Origin of the sequence: Paraburkholderia bryophila (assembly GCF_003269035.1) — a bacterium.
Classification (GTDB): Bacteria; Pseudomonadota; Gammaproteobacteria; order Burkholderiales; family Burkholderiaceae; genus Paraburkholderia; species Paraburkholderia bryophila.
On the sequence record NZ_QLTK01000004.1, the window covers coordinates 263,782 to 277,883 of the forward strand.

Genomic DNA, 14,102 nt, shown 5'->3' on the forward strand with positions numbered 1-14,102 from the left:
GTGTTTTCCCCCGGTATCGATTCGTCATCCAGAGCACCTGGCGCGACTAGAATCGACCGCAGGCGGTACTTCAATTCCACAAGAAAAGAGGAGACACCATGGCAAGTCCAGCAAATCCGCTCCACCATCCCGGCGCGGGCGCGCCCCCCTCCACGTTCGAGGAGGCCACCTACCGCAAGGTCACGTGGCGACTCGCACCGCTGCTGATGCTCTGCTACGTGGTCGCGTATCTGGACCGCGTCAACGTCGGCTTCGCGAAGCTGCAGATGACCAGCGACCTCGGCCTGAGCGACGCCGTGTACGGCTTCGGCGCGGGGATTTTCTTCCTCGGCTATTTCATCTTCGAAATTCCCAGCAACGTGATTCTGCACAAGGTCGGCGCGCGCGTGTGGATCGCGCGGATCATGGTGTCGTGGGGCGTGATCTCGATGCTGACCATGTTCGTCACCACGCCGGCCATGTTCTACGCGATGCGCTTCCTGCTCGGTCTCGCCGAAGCGGGTTTCTTTCCCGGCATCATCCTGTATCTCACCTACTGGTATCCGTCGCACCGGCGCGGCCGCATGACCACCTGGTTCATGACGGCGATCGCGCTGTCGGGGGTGATCGGCGGTCCGGTGTCGGGTTACATCCTGAAGAACTTCAACGGCATGAACGGCTGGCACGGCTGGCAGTGGCTGTTTCTGCTCGAAGGCGTGCCGTCGGTGATCGTCGGGATTCTGGTGTTCGCCAGGCTCGACGACCGGATCTCGAAAGCCAAATGGCTGACGCGCGAAGAACAGCAACTGCTCGAAAGCCAGGTCTCGGCCGAAGAAGCGGCCAAGCACGATATGCCGATCCGTCAGGTGCTCACGAGCGGCCGCGTGCTGATGCTGAGTCTGGTGTATTTCTCGTTCGTGATGGGGCTGTACGGCGTGAGCTTCTGGCTGCCGACCATCATCAAGGCGACTGGCGTCACCGACTCGTTCATGATCGGCCTGCTGTCCGCGATTCCGTTCGCGGCAGCGGTGGTGGCCATGGTGTTCGTGGCGCGCAGCGCGGACCGCACCCGCGAGCGGCGCTGGCATATCGCCGTGCCGGCCTTCGCGGGCGCGCTCGGCTTGGTGCTCTCCGTCGCATGGGCGCACAACACGGTGCTCGCCATGGCCGCGCTAACGCTTGCGACCATGGGCATTCTGACCACGCTGCCGCTGTTCTGGAGTCTGCCTACGGCGATCCTCGCCGGCACGGGCGCGGCGGCCGGCATCGCGATGATCAATTCGATCGGCAATCTGGCGGGCTTTCTGAGCCCGTACGCGGTGGGTTGGCTCAAGCAGGCGACCGCCGCGAACGACTCCGGCATGTACATGCTGGCCGCGTTCATGGTGCTGGGCGGTTTGCTGGCGATCAGCGTGCCGGCGAAGATGGTGAACAGGTGAAGCGGGTCACGCCGAACGTACACCGTGAGGCGTTCGCTGCCTGCGTAACCGGTACAGCACCTGACGTCTAGACGCATCAACAAAAAACCCCCGGCGTTCCGCAACGCCGGGGGTTTTTCTTCGTCGGCTTGCGCGGCTTGATAACTGAATCAGCCAGCGCCCACCGCGAATCTCACACCACGTTCATGGCCAGCGAACTCTCGCGATAGTGTTGACTCGCCTTATCCGTGTCGCCGAGTTGCTCGTGCAAACGCGCCAACGCGCGATGCGAGCGAATCTTCAGCGTCTCGTTGTCGGCCAGTTTCAACGCCCGCTCGAGGAACGATTGCGCCTTGCCCCACAACTGCTGATGCAGGCACAGACGGCCCAGCGCGAACATCAGGTCGGCATCTTCCGGACGATCCTTCTGCCAGGCTTCGGCCTTCTGGATGAGCGGCAATGCGTCGCCCGCGGTGGTGTCCGGATAACGGCGCAACAGACGCGCGTCCCAGTTCTGCGCCAACGCTTCCTCGACGATCTTGCGCGCGTCTTGCGGACGGTTCAGCGCGACCAGCAGTTCGGCGGCGAGGTCGGCGAGACGCGGCGAATGACGCTCGGTGGCCGACAGCGAATTCCACAGTTCCAGCAGCGCGTCGGCGTTATGCCGGCGATCGCGCAGCAGGTTTTCCGCCGCGAGCTGGCGCAAGCGCACCGCCACCGCCGGATGAATCGCCTCGCGCTTTTCCAGCGTCTTGACGAGCTTGAGCACTTCGGCCCAGTTCTTCAATTGCTGTTGCGCGCGCAACATGATCTGCTGCGCGTGGATGCGCCGCGCGCCTTGCGATTGCATCTCGGTCAGCGCGGTCAGGGCGCCGTCGGCGTCGCGGCCGTCGGCGCGCATGTCGGCGGTGGCCATCAGGCGGGCGTCGAGCCAGTCGGCTTCGTCGATCTGCGCGAGCCATTCGTCGCGCCGCCCGTATTCGTGCATGCGGTGCGCCGCGGTCGCCGCGATCAGACCGGCCGCGCCCTTGTTGTCGCCATTGGCAAGCGCATCTTTCGCGGCCTTTTCAGCGCGCGAAAAACGCCCCGCATAGAGATTGCCAATCGCATCGCGCAACGCCGCGTGCGCCTTGGCGACGCGCGAACGCGCGCGGTACGCCGCCACGCGCTGCGGCATGCGCCAGATATTGCGGAAGATGCGCAGCAGCGCGTACAGCAGGATGAACAGCACCACCAGTCCGACCACGAACAGATTCAACGAAATGTCGACGCGGTACGGCGGATAGATCAACAGCACCTGCCCCATATCGAAGCGCCCCACCACCGCCAGCACCACCGCGACGGCGAACAGCAACGCAAGCCATAGAAGTCCCCGGATCGCCATGATTAACCTCGGTTCCGGTATTGATTGACGGCTTGCAGGCTCGTGTTCAGATTCGGCAGTTCGACCGCGGCGGAACCCGCGTCCACCTGCCTGACCAGATCCTCCACGGTCTGCGTCTTCTTCGACGCGTTGTCGAAATAGCGGGTGAGCGAGGACTGCGCGGCCTGCAGATCGGACTTGAGCGTGGTCTGGTTGCGCGACAGCAGCGCGAGCCGCGCCGACAGCAGGCGCAGCTTCACGTTCTCACGCACGAAATAGCCCTGGTCGGGCGTGACCAGCATGGCGTCGGCGTTGTCGATGCGACGCACCTGCACGAGGCTCGTCAACTGCTGGCCGATGCCCGTGCTCACTTCGCGCCACCACACTTTCCAGCGCGGCTCGCCGGTGGCCGCGGCCACCTTCGCCGTGTCGGCCCAGGTCGCGGCCTTCGGCGTGGCATGCGCGATCGGCGACTCGCCCGACAGCGGCAGGCTGTCGATCTGGTCGATCGCGTTGTCTAGCTTGATGGCGAGACCGGTCAGGTCGGTGGACGGCGCGGCCTTCAGCTTGTCGATGTCTTGCGCGATTGCCTTGCGCACCGTGACGGCTTGCGGGCTGTCCGACGCGGCCAGACGCGTGTCCGCGCTTTGCAGCGCGAACAGCGCGAGTTGCGTGTTGCCGGTGAGCTGCAACTGCTGGCTCGCGGCCGACAGCATCTGCCCGACTTCGGCGAAGGTCCAGTCGTCGCGATTGCGGGCGAGATCCGTGTATTGCTGCTGCAGCGCCTGCTGCGCGGTCTGCGCGTCGGCGAGCTTGCCTTCGAGCTGCGCGACCTGGGCGTCCGATTGATGCACCGTGGCCAGCGCCTGCTCGGTCTTGACGCGCAACTCGCTGGTCTGCGCGTCGTTGGCCTGCTGGCGTTGCGCGAGTTGCTGCCCGGCGCGCTCCACCTTGCGGTTGAGCGCATAGCCGCCCACGCCCGCGCCACAGGCCAGGATCACGACGACAAACCACAGCAGCGGTCCGCTCGCGCTGCGGCGCTTTTGCGCTTCGTAGGGCGTGAAGGGGGGATTCGGCGGCAACCCGGTGGTCGCGGCCGGCTGGGGTGAAGCGTTCGTGGAAGCGGTCGTTTCAGTCATGCGTGATTGTGCCGGTGAATGAGCCGGGTTGGACGGTGCCGGTTGAACTACGGTCGGAACGGCGGCAAGCAGAGCGCGGGCAATCCGGTCGTCGCCCGCGCCGGACACCGTCATGCTATCAAAACCCAATGCCCGCGCGGTCTGCGCAATCCGCGGATGCGGCGTGACGAGCGTGGCGTGTTTGAGCGCGGCGATTTCTCCGGCGGTCAGATGGTCTTGCGCGAGTTCGTGCAGATTGCGCACGCCTTCGGAACTGGTCAGCAGCCACGCATGCGGCAGGCCGGCGAGCAGTTCGTGCACGCGCGCCCAACCGCCGATCGACGGCTCGGGCACGAGACGCCGGTAAGCCGCGACCGTCTCGACTTCGGCGCCGGCTTCTCGCAGACGCTCGGCGAGCCATTCGCGGCCGCCGTCGCCACGCACGATCAGCACGCGCTGGCCTTCGAAGCCGGTGGCGCCGAGCGCGCTTTCGAGCGCCGCGAATAGACCTTCGGAATCGAAGCGCGCGGTTTCCTCGTCGTTACCCGACGGCGGGCTGATGACGTTGTACGCCGGCGCCGCGACGCCATGGCGCGCGAGCGCCTGCACACTACCCGGCCCGACCACGCCGATCGGCAGCGCATGCGGCCAGATCGCGCCGCTGTGCGCGAACGCCTGGTCGATCGCGTTCGGCGAGACGAACACGACCAGCGCGTAGCGTTCGAGCGAAGCGAGCACCGCGCGCAGCGGCGCGGCGTCGATGACCGGCGCGATGTCGATTAACGGGAAGTCGAGCGTGGCGATACCGGCTTCGGCGAGCCGTGCGATCAACTCGCTCGACTGACCGGCCGGTCGCGTAATCACGACCGTGAACGCCGTCTTGCCGACGGTGGAGGACGAGGTGTTGCTGGAGAAGTCCGCTGTCATCACTCGCCGGTCGCCGCGCCGGAGGTCGTGTCGGGATTTGCGCGGGTCGCTGCGCCCTTCGCCAATCCGGCAGCGGGACCGCTCGCCGTGCTGAGCGCACGCACAATCTCCATCGCGCCTTGCTGTTCGAGTTCGTCGGCGACCTGCTGGCCGAGCGCGATGGCGCGTTCGACGGTCGGCGCGGGCGCCGAGGCCTGCGCGCTCAACACGCGTTGACCGTCGGGCGTCGCGACGATGCCACGCAGATGCAACGCGCCGTCATGCCACGTGGCATACGCGGCGAGCGGCACCTCGCAACTGCCGCCGAGCGCGCGCGAGACCATGCGCTCCGCTTCGACGGCTGCGGCCGTGTGTGCGTGATGCAACGGCGCGAGCCATGCCGCGAGGTCCGCGCGATCGGCGCGAATCTCGATGCCGAGCGCGCCCTGACCTGCGGCGGGCAAGCTGTCTTCGGGATCGAGCAGCGCACGGATGCGGTCAGCGAGACCCAGCCGCTTAAGCCCCGCAGCCGCCAGAATGATCGCGGCGTAGTCGCCACGGTCGAGCTTGCCCAGCCGCGTATCCAGATTGCCGCGCAGCGGCCGCACTTCGAGATGCGGATAACGGATGCGCAACATCGCCTCACGGCGCAGGCTGGACGTGCCGACCACCGCGCCGGCCGGCAACGCGGCCAGCGACTCGTACTGATTCGAGACCAGCGCGTCGCGCGGATCCTCGCGTTCCATGATGGTCGACAACGCAAAGCCCTCGGGCAAGGTCATCGGCACGTCCTTGAGCGAATGCACGGCGAGGTCGGCGCGGCCATCGGCTAGCGCCGCTTCCAGTTCCTTGACGAACAAACCCTTACCACCAACCTTCGACAAAGTGCGATCGAGAATTTGATCGCCACGTGTCGTCATTCCGAGGATTTTTACGTCACAAGATGGATATAATTTGTGCAGCGCACATCGCACATGCTCCGCCTGCCACATGGCAAGGCGGCTTTCTCGCGACGCAATCACAAGCGTGTGGGGTGGCGTGGAAAACGTCTCGGTGTTCATTAGCTTGCTGATCGAATGTCGGGATGTAATAACAAACAATGTTAGCACGCGCCCTTATGTCTCAAGGCACGGCCAGCCGCCGTGCAGGCGCGGTATCGATGGAGGAGACAGGCTTCGCGCGGCGCACGCCTGCCCCATCCCAGCCTGTTCACGCACGGTCGTTCGCGCACCGCTGCCCGGCATGCGGGATGATGCATTGCGGCGCAAGCTGCACGCGTGGCCGACCCGGCCGGCGTGCATCGCAGTCGGCGCCCGGTCACCCTCACCGGCGTTCCGGCGGTTCGGCGTGCTGGTTCCACAGCCGCTCTCCATCGGCATCTATCGTTAGTGCTGTTCACATTGCAGTCCGTAGCGCAGTTCCGCAGTAGCAGTTCATCACTCAACAGACCCCGGCTTCCCTGAGGAAACCCATCGTGACGTCTTCCGGATCGGCGCGCCCTGCCCGCCGCAACACTGCATCGCCCAACACCAACGCGGCCGACACCGCCGCGGCGCCTACCGCTTCCGCCGGCTCCGCCGCGAGCGCCACGCAGTCGACACCGGCCAAACGCGCCGGCAAAACAGCCCGTGCCGCCCAACCGGCCAACGCCGCCAAGGTCGGCAAATCCGCTAAAACGTCCACGGCCGCCAAGGCGGTCAAGCCCGCGAAAACCGTCAAGGCCGAGAAAGCCACGTCGGCCACGCCGGCGCCCCAACTGCAAGCCGTGTCGAAAGACAACAAGGTGCCCGCACCGAAAACCAACGGCCGCACGCGCGAGGACAAAGATCACCCGCTGTTCCAGGACATCCGGTATCTGGGACGCCTGCTCGGCGACGTGTTGCGTGAACAGGAAGGCGACGCGGTGTTCGACGTCGTCGAAACGATCCGTCAGACGGCTGTGCGCTTTCGCCGCGAGGACGACAGCGCGGCCGCGCAAACGCTCGACAAGAAACTGCGCTCGCTGAGCCCGGAGCAAACGGTCAGCGTGGTGCGCGCGTTCAGCTACTTCTCGCATCTGGCCAATATCGCCGAAGACCGCCACCGCAATCGCCGCCACCGGATTCACGCGCTGGCCGGTTCGACCTCGCAGCCGGGCACGATCGCCCATGCGCTCGAACGGCTGGTCGCCGCCGGCGCGGCCGCGACGCCGGTACTGCAGCAGTTCTTCAACGAAGGGCTGATCGTGCCGGTGCTGACCGCGCATCCCACCGAAGTGCAGCGCAAGAGCATTCTCGACGCGCAGCACGACGTCGCCCGTCTGCTGGCCGAGCGTGACCAGCAATTGACCGATCGCGAACGCACGCACAATGAAGCGATGCTGCGCGCGCGCGTCACGTCGCTGTGGCAAACGCGCATGCTGCGCGACACGCGTCTGTCGGTGGCCGACGAAATCGAAAACGCGCTGTCGTTCTATCGCGCCACCTTCCTCGAAGAGATTCCGGCGCTGTATGCCGATATCGAAGAAGCGCTCGCGGAACACGGCCTCGAAGCGCGTCTGCCGCCGTTCTTCCAGATGGGTAGCTGGATCGGCGGCGACCGCGACGGCAATCCGAACGTCACGGCCGAAACGCTGGAAAACGCGATCACCCGCCAGGCCGCGGTGATCTTCGAACACTACATGGAACAGGTGCACAAGCTCGGCGCGGAGTTGTCGGTGTCGAACCTGCTGGCCGGCGCCAGCGAGCCGCTCAAGGCGCTCGCCGCCGCCTCGCCCGACCAGTCGCCGCACCGCACCGACGAACCCTATCGCCGCGCGTTGATCGGCATGTACACGCGGCTGGCCGCCAGCGCTCGCGTGCGGCTGGGCGAAGGCAGTGTGCCGGTGCGCAGCGCCGGTCGCGGCGCGGCGCCGGTACGTGCGATTCCGTATGACGACGCCGCCGACTTCGTGCGCGATCTGCATGTGCTGATGGACTCGCTCGCCGAGCATCACGGTGCGCCGCTGGCCGCGCCACGTCTGTCGCCGCTCGCGCGTGCCGCCGAAGTGTTCGGCTTCCATCTCGCGAGCATCGACCTGCGTCAGAGCTCGGACATTCACGAAGCGGTGATCGCCGAATTGCTCAAGCGCGCGGGCGTCGTGGAAGACTACGCGGCGCTGTCGGAAGCGGACAAACTTGCCGTGCTGCTCGCCGAACTGGCGCAGCCGCGTCCATTGCGCCTGCCGTATGCCGAGTATTCCGACCTCGTGAAGAGCGAACTCGGCGTGCTCGAGGAAGCCCGTGTGACGCGTGAAAAATTCGGCGCGCGCGCGGTGCGCAACTACATCATTTCGCACACGGAAACGGTCAGCGATCTGGTCGAAGTGATGCTGCTGCAAAAGGAAACCGGCCTGCTGCACGGCCGCCTGGGCGATGCCAACGATCCGGCGCGCGCAGGCCTGATGGTGATTCCGCTGTTCGAAACGATCCCCGACTTGCGCAACGCGCCGCACATCATGCGCGACCTGATTTCGCTGCCGGGCGTCGACTCACTGATCGAACATCAGGGCAACGAGCAGGAAGTCATGCTCGGCTATTCGGACAGCAATAAAGACGGCGGTTTCCTCACGTCGAACTGGGAGCTGTATCGCGCCGAGCTCGCGCTGGTGTCGCTATTCAATCAGCGCGGCGTCACGCTGCGGCTGTTCCATGGCCGCGGCGGCACCGTCGGTCGCGGGGGCGGTCCGACCTACCAGGCGATTCTGTCGCAGCCGCCGGGCACCGTCGACGGTCAGATCCGTCTGACCGAACAGGGCGAAGTGATCGCCAGCAAGTTCGGCAATCCGGAAATCGGCCGGCGCAATCTGGAAACGGTCGTGGCCGCGACGCTCGAAGCGTCGTTGCTGCCGCACGGCAATACGCCCACGCAGTTGCCGGAGTTCGAGGAAACCATGCAGCAGTTGTCCGACGCGGCAATGGCGTCGTACCGCGCGCTGGTCTATGAAACGCCGGGCTTCAAGGAGTACTTCTTCGAGTCCACGCCGATCGCGGAAATCGCCGAACTGAACATCGGCAGCCGGCCGGCTTCGCGCAAGCTGCAGGATCCGAAGCAACGCAAGATCGAAGATCTGCGCGCGATTCCGTGGGGCTTTTCGTGGGGCCAATGCCGTTTGCTGCTGACCGGCTGGTACGGTTTCGGCAGCGCGGTGGCCGCGCATCTGGATAGCGCGCCGAGCGACGCCGAACGCGCGCGCCGTCTCACGTTGCTGAAGAAGATGCACAAGAGCTGGCCGTTCTTCTCGAACCTGCTGTCGAACATGGACATGGTGCTGGCGAAGACCGATCTCGCGGTCGCCTCGCGTTACGCAGCGCTGGTGTCCGACAAGAAACTGCGCAAGCATGTGTTCGAGCGGATCGTCGCGGAGTGGGAACGCACCTCGAAGGTGTTGTCGGAAATCACCGGCAAGAACGAGCGGCTCGCGGAGAATCCGCTGCTCGCACGTTCGATCAAGAACCGCTTCCCGTACCTCGATCCGCTGAATCACTTGCAGGTGGAGTTGCTCAAGCGTCACCGTGCGGGCGACACCAACGCGCGCGTGCGGCGCGGGATTCACCTGAGCATCAACGGGATTGCGGCGGGGTTGCGCAATACGGGTTAAGCGCCCGCCCGGGGCGCTTGCTTGAACACCGAAGCCGGTCGCGGATCAGTCTGCCGTGACCGGCTTCGGCATTTCCGGCGGCCGGATGTTGAATTGGATCTCGGGATTGCGGCGCGCCTGATCGGCCGCGTTGCGCGCGTCGAGTTCGGATCGCTGACGCGCTTCGAATTCGCGGCGTGCTTCGCGCGACATGTTGATGGTCGCCCCGTCGACGATGCCATTGGGCTGGCGGCCAACGTCATTGGGCTGGTTGATCGGGTCTGACGCAATGGCACGCGGCAGGGTCGTGCCGCGTTGGCGATAATAGTCCTGATAGTTTTCCGCCGATACGCACATCGGCAACGCGGCCACGGCCGCGGCGAAACAAACGATTGGACGCAGCATGCTGACGACGCTTCCGGTTATTCAACGACCGCAAGCGTATCAGCCCGCCGCGCCACAATTTGGCCAGCGCGTGAGATTGCGAACTTTCGCCGCAGGCATGGCGCCATGCCGCGTCAGAACTCAGGCGGCTTCGACCATCAGCGCGTCGAGCCTGAACGAGCCGTCTTCCTGCACGCCGAAATAGGCACGCACTTCGTCCGGTGAATGAGCCCACAGCGAGCGGATCGCCACGACTCGCGGTTCGGGTGTGCGCATGCGCGCCACCCACGAATCGAATTCGATATCGATGCGCCAGCGCTCGCGAATCGATGCCTGAAATCCCGCCGCCTCGAAAAACGCGACCCATTCGTCCGCGCGGTAATCGCGGATATGCGAACCGTCGCGCAGCACTTCGACCGCCTGCAGGTACGTATCGAGCAACGGATGATCGCTGCCGGCGATATCGATGAACAATACCTTGCCGCCCGGCTTCAGCACACGCCGCACTTCCGTAAGCGCGAGCGGCACGTCGTGCCAGTGGTGCGCGCTCATCCGGCTGATAACCCAGTCGAACGTGTGATCGGCGAACGGCAGCTTTTCCGCGGCGCCCTGCTGCGTGCGGATGTTCGCGAGGCCGCGCTGGTTCGCCGCGCCTTCGACCGTCGCGAGCATTTGCGGCGCGATGTCGTAGGCGACCACCTCTTTCGCCTGTTTCGCGACGGCGAAACTCGCGTGGCCGGCGCCGCATCCCATGTCGAGCACCGTGGCGTCCGGCGTGGCGGCGATCGCCGTGGCCAGCGTCTGCAGATCGGCGCCGGTGGCATGGGTCTGACTCGTCAAGTACGCGGCGGCGGTCGAGCCGAACGCGTCGGCGACCTGTTCGTGATGCTTCATGGGGAGGCTCCGGTTATCGGTTATCGGGTCGAACCCAAGGGTGAAACCCAGCTGACACGGGAAGGCGTTGCAGCGTTCCTGCCGCTACAATAGGGCGCGTCGTGTACCAGTACAAGTTAAGCAATTATTCTGGTATCGAAAGCACCCCCAAAAGATCGCCTGATAATTCCCGCTACGCACCGCCCGCACAGAATGACCACGCCGCCTACCGCCGACCACCCGCCGCCGCTCGACGCCACGCCTGCCCGCGCGCTCGGCGACTTCATCCGCGCCCACCGCGAGCGGCTGTCGCCGCAAGCGGTCGGCCTGCCGCCGGGCCCGCGCCGCCGCACGCCCGGCCTACGGCGCGAGGAAGTCGCGCAATTGTGCGGCGTGAGCCCGACCTGGTACACGTGGATCGAGCAAGGACGGCCGGTGTCGGCCTCCGCCGAAGCGCTCGCGCGGATCGCGGTCGCGTTGCAGCTGTCGCGCGCCGAGCGGGCCTATCTGTTCGAGCTGGCCGCCCAGCGCGATCCGGCCGAGCCGGACCCGGCCGCCGCCGAGGCGCCCGCTACGCTGCTCGAAACCGTGCGGCTGGTCAACGCGCCGGCCTACGTGCTCGACCGTCAGTGGACCGCGCTGGCGTGGAACGAGCGCGCCGCCGATCTGTTCGTCGGCTGGCTGGATGGCGCGCACGACCGCAATCTGCTGCGCTACACCTTCACCGAACCCGCCGCGAGCGAGCTGATCGTCGACTGGGAAACGCGCGCGCGGCGGCTCGCCGCCGAATTTCGCGCCGACTCGATCCGGCATCTGAACGACGCGCCCACGCGCGCCCTGATCGACTCGCTGAGCGCCGCCAGCGACGCGTTCACGCGCTTCTGGGCGTCGCAGGACGTCGGCGGCCGCGAGGGCGGGCGGCGCGAATTCAACCATCCGCGCGACGGTCGTATCGTGTATGACCAGATCACGTTCAAACCCGCGCATCGGGAGGATCTGAAGCTGGTGGTGCTAGTGCGCGAGTAGCCGCATGTAGCACTCGAGACGCCGCTCAGCGTGCGTGTCCCGACCCGTTCGCCGGGATGGCAGCGGGTTCGCTGCTCATCGCCCCGTCTTCGGGCCGCCCTGCCGGTGTTAAAATCCCTGTCTTTCCGCGCTTCGGCGGCACCTTGCACGCATCGTGCAATCGCGCCGTCAGCCTCTTCACCGCTCGCTCAACCGCTGCCTAACTGCTGCCTAACCGCTGCCTAACTGCCCAACACCATGACGTCCCAACTGCACAAAAAAGGCGAAGCCTGGTCGGCTCGCTTCTCGGAGCCGATGTCGGAGCTCGTCAAACGCTATACGTCGTCGGTCTTCTTCGACAAGCGTCTGGCGCTCGTCGATATCGAGGGATCGCTCGCGCACGCTTCGATGCTGGCCGCGCAAAAAATCATCGCCGCCGACGACCTCGCCGCGATCCAACGCGGCATGGCGCAGATCAAGGGTGAAATCGAGCGCGGCGAGTTCGAGTGGCAACTCGACCTGGAAGACGTCCACCTGAATATCGAGGCGCGCCTGACCGCGCTGATCGGCGACGCTGGCAAGCGCCTGCACACCGGCCGCTCGCGTAACGACCAGGTCGCGACGGATATCCGTCTGTGGCTGCGCGGCGAGATCGACCGGATCGGCGCCTTGCTGACGGAACTGCGCGTGGCGCTCGTCGACATGGCCGAGAAGAACGCGTCGACCATCATGCCGGGCTTCACGCACCTGCAGGTCGCGCAGCCGGTCACGTTCGGGCATCACCTGCTCGCCTACGTCGAAATGTTTTCGCGCGACGCCGAGCGCATGATCGATTGCCGCAAGCGCGTGAACCGCCTGCCGCTGGGCGCCGCCGCGTTGGCCGGCACCAGCTATCCGATCGACCGTCACGCGGTGGCGAAAACGCTGGGCTTCGACGGCATCTGCGCAAACTCGCTCGACGCCGTTTCCGATCGCGACTTCGCGATCGAATTCACGGCCGCGTCGGCCCTCGTCATGACGCACGTGTCGCGCTTCTCCGAAGAGCTGGTGTTGTGGATGAGCCCGCGCGTCGGCTTTATCGATCTGGCCGATCGCTTCTGCACCGGTTCGTCGATCATGCCGCAGAAGAAAAACCCGGACGTGCCGGAACTCGCACGCGGCAAGACCGGCCGTGTGAACGGCCATCTGATCGCGCTGCTGACGCTGATGAAAGGCCAGCCGCTCGCGTACAACAAAGACAATCAGGAAGACAAGGAACCGCTGTTCGACACCGTCGACACGGTCGCGGACACGCTGCGCATCTTCGCTGAAATGGTCGCGGGTATTTCGGTGAAGCCGCAAGCCATGCGCGATGCCGCATTGCAAGGCTTTTCCACCGCAACCGATCTGGCCGACTACCTGGTCAAGCGCGGCCTGCCGTTCCGCGACGCGCACGAAGCGGTCGCGCTGGCGGTACGGGTCTGTGCGGATCGTGGCTGCGATCTGGCGGATCTGTCGCTCGAGGAAATGCGCGCGGAACTGCCGAACGTCGCGCATCTGATCGGCGACGACGTGTTCTCGTATCTGACGCTGGAGGGGTCGGTGGCGAGCCGCAATCATCCGGGCGGTACGGCGCCGGAACAGGTGCTGGCGGCGGTGAAGGCAGCGCGGGCGGCATTGCAATAATGCGGCGCGCGCGGTGGGCGATGAGTGCGCCTTGCCGCGTGCTCATTGCTGGCGCGATAGAAAGCGAATCCTTGAACCGGGTTCGCTTTTTTTCGTCTTGAGCCTGACGCGAAAATGCGCCGCGCAAAAAAATAGCCCGCATAAAGCGGGCTAAATGAAAGACTTCCACCGATGCCTCCCGAAAGAGGCCAGCAGAGTGTAGGCGCGTTTGCGCCACAAACAAATCTGCTCATATTTCAGGCTATTACAAGCTGCGGTGTGGCCCGCGCCGGCGAGCCGAACGGGTCGAACTCAGGCAAAAACCGGACGAAAAAAACTGCGCTCATAGCTCTCGATGCAACGCGTTTCCTGCGCATAAGCGAATGCGGCCTGGCAGTCGGGATCGTCCATCGACTGAATACGGTAAGCCTCGTAAGCCGCGAGTGAGTCGAATGTAAACATCGCGAGCGCGACGTTGTTCGCGCCTTCGGACGGCAAGAAATAGCCGTGATGCCGGCCGCCGAATTTCTCCACCAGAGGAATCCACAGCTTGCCGTAATGCTCGAATTCTTTCAGCTTGTACGGGTCGATGATGTAGCGCAGATAGCAGGTGACCATGGTTGCCGGTTTCCGTGTCGGAATGGGTGAATGGAGGAGTGGCGCGACACATGATAGGTCAGTTCGCGGCGCAGGCGTTTCGCTGGCAGTTTCGATGGCACGCAGGGACAACGCTCATTGAAACCTGGCGCTTTTTGACTACCATCCAACTACACCCCGCCTCAATGCCGCCGCGACCATGCTTACCCGCACACGTC

Annotated in this window: 10 protein-coding genes; 4 read left to right on the forward strand and 6 right to left on the reverse strand. The window is 65.2% G+C overall.

From position 1 onward, the window contains the following. The first annotated feature begins 98 nt into the window (after positions 1 to 98). The gene (locus tag BX591_RS09930; protein WP_111930702.1) at positions 99 to 1,418 is read left to right on the forward strand and encodes an MFS transporter; all 1,320 of its coding nucleotides are present in this window, start codon (positions 99 to 101) and stop codon (positions 1,416 to 1,418) included. Positions 1,419 to 1,590: 172 nt separating this feature from the next. Here BX591_RS09930 and BX591_RS09935 read toward each other — a convergent pair whose 3' ends face one another. The 3 genes from BX591_RS09935 to hemC are packed head-to-tail and all read right to left on the reverse strand — an operon-like array spanning position 1,591 to position 5,845. Then, complete coding sequence (locus BX591_RS09935; protein WP_111930704.1) at positions 1,591 to 2,781, reverse strand: heme biosynthesis protein HemY; 1,191 nt, start codon at positions 2,779 to 2,781, stop codon at positions 1,591 to 1,593. Positions 2,782 to 2,783: 2 nt separating this feature from the next. Continuing rightward, on the reverse strand, positions 2,784 to 4,805 hold the full coding sequence (gene hemDX / locus BX591_RS09940; RefSeq protein WP_111930706.1) for a fused uroporphyrinogen-III synthase HemD/membrane protein HemX: 2,022 nt from the start codon (positions 4,803 to 4,805) through the stop codon (positions 2,784 to 2,786). Beyond that, a complete protein-coding gene (gene hemC / locus BX591_RS09945; protein ID WP_111930708.1) occupies positions 4,805 to 5,845 on the reverse strand; it encodes a hydroxymethylbilane synthase in 1,041 nt (346 codons plus the stop codon). Before hemC ends, hemDX begins: the two co-directional genes overlap by 1 nt. A 413-nt stretch (positions 5,846 to 6,258) precedes the next feature. Between hemC and ppc the strand changes: the two genes are divergently transcribed. Continuing rightward, positions 6,259 to 9,402 carry a phosphoenolpyruvate carboxylase gene (gene ppc, locus BX591_RS09950; RefSeq protein ID WP_111930710.1) on the forward strand — a complete coding sequence of 1,048 codons (3,144 nt, stop codon included), beginning with the start codon at positions 6,259 to 6,261 and terminating at the stop codon, positions 9,400 to 9,402. Positions 9,403 to 9,447: 45 nt separating this feature from the next. Here ppc and BX591_RS09955 read toward each other — a convergent pair whose 3' ends face one another. Both BX591_RS09955 and BX591_RS09960 read right to left on the reverse strand, forming a co-directional pair. After that, on the reverse strand, positions 9,448 to 9,753 hold the full coding sequence (locus BX591_RS09955) for a hypothetical protein (protein WP_146749752.1): 306 nt from the start codon (positions 9,751 to 9,753) through the stop codon (positions 9,448 to 9,450). Positions 9,754 to 9,906: 153 nt separating this feature from the next. Beyond that, positions 9,907 to 10,659 carry a class I SAM-dependent methyltransferase gene (locus BX591_RS09960; RefSeq protein WP_111930714.1) on the reverse strand — a complete coding sequence of 251 codons (753 nt, stop codon included), beginning with the start codon at positions 10,657 to 10,659 and terminating at the stop codon, positions 9,907 to 9,909. A 192-nt stretch (positions 10,660 to 10,851) separates the two neighbouring features. Here BX591_RS09960 and BX591_RS09965 point away from each other — a divergent pair, with 192 nt between their 5' ends. Both BX591_RS09965 and argH read left to right on the forward strand, forming a co-directional pair. Next, positions 10,852 to 11,664 (forward strand): helix-turn-helix transcriptional regulator, encoded by an 813-nt coding sequence (locus BX591_RS09965; RefSeq protein ID WP_111930716.1) that lies wholly within the window; start codon positions 10,852 to 10,854, stop codon positions 11,662 to 11,664. Between the two features lie 237 nt (positions 11,665 to 11,901). Further along, positions 11,902 to 13,308, forward strand: coding sequence for an argininosuccinate lyase (gene argH, locus BX591_RS09970; protein WP_111930718.1), 1,407 nt, complete (start codon positions 11,902 to 11,904; stop codon positions 13,306 to 13,308). A 291-nt stretch (positions 13,309 to 13,599) separates the two neighbouring features. Here argH and BX591_RS09975 read toward each other — a convergent pair whose 3' ends face one another. Beyond that, entirely contained in the window at positions 13,600 to 13,905 is a 306-nt protein-coding gene (locus BX591_RS09975) for an NIPSNAP family protein (RefSeq protein WP_111930720.1), read from the reverse strand. Between the last annotated feature and the right edge of the window lie 197 nt (positions 13,906 to 14,102).

What these genes read in the sequence shown, in the direction of transcription:
- BX591_RS09930 (WP_111930702.1), top strand. Translation starts at nt 99, where the DNA reads ATGGCAAGTCCAGCAAATCCGCTCCACCATCCCGGCGCGGGCGCGCCC.
- hemDX (WP_111930706.1), bottom strand. Translation starts at nt 4,805, where the DNA reads ATGACAGCGGACTTCTCCAGCAACACCTCGTCCTCCACCGTCGGCAAG.
- hemC (WP_111930708.1), bottom strand. Translation starts at nt 5,845, where the DNA reads ATGAACACCGAGACGTTTTCCACGCCACCCCACACGCTTGTGATTGCG.
- BX591_RS09935 (WP_111930704.1), bottom strand. Translation starts at nt 2,781, where the DNA reads ATGGCGATCCGGGGACTTCTATGGCTTGCGTTGCTGTTCGCCGTCGCG.
- argH (WP_111930718.1), top strand. Translation starts at nt 11,902, where the DNA reads ATGACGTCCCAACTGCACAAAAAAGGCGAAGCCTGGTCGGCTCGCTTC.
- BX591_RS09975 (WP_111930720.1), bottom strand. Translation starts at nt 13,905, where the DNA reads ATGGTCACCTGCTATCTGCGCTACATCATCGACCCGTACAAGCTGAAA.
- BX591_RS09965 (WP_111930716.1), top strand. Translation starts at nt 10,852, where the DNA reads ATGACCACGCCGCCTACCGCCGACCACCCGCCGCCGCTCGACGCCACG.
- BX591_RS09960 (WP_111930714.1), bottom strand. Translation starts at nt 10,659, where the DNA reads ATGAAGCATCACGAACAGGTCGCCGACGCGTTCGGCTCGACCGCCGCC.